A 359-nucleotide genomic window follows, 5' to 3' on the forward strand; every position below is an offset into this window, starting at 1 on the left:
AACGCGGTGAACGACGATCCCGTGGCGGTGGCGGACAGCTATGTCACGGACGAGGATACGAGCCTTGTGATCTTGCTGCCCGGTGTGCTGGCGAATGATGGAGACATCGATGGCGACACGCTGTCGAGCATCGTCGCGACGGGCCCGTCTAATGGGACGCTGAGCCTGAACCCGGACGGGTCGTTCACGTACACGCCCGATGCGGACTTCAATGGGACGGACAGCTTCACCTACCTTGTCGACGACGGCAACGGCGGGACGGATACCGCGACGGTGAGCCTCACCGTGAACGCGGTGAACGACGATCCCGTGGCGGTGGCGGACAGCTATGTCACGGACGAGGATACGAGCCTTGTGAT

1 protein-coding gene is annotated in these 359 nt (G+C 62.7%); it reads left to right on the forward strand.

Annotation, left to right across the window (positions count from 1 at the left end):
* Window positions 1–359: cadherin-like domain-containing protein (locus tag P1K30_RS24060; RefSeq protein ID WP_275635245.1), on the forward strand; the 359-nt coding region annotated here is incomplete at both ends.

This window comes from Psychromarinibacter halotolerans (genome assembly GCF_029168315.1).
Classification (GTDB): Bacteria; Pseudomonadota; Alphaproteobacteria; order Rhodobacterales; family Rhodobacteraceae; genus Psychromarinibacter; species Psychromarinibacter halotolerans.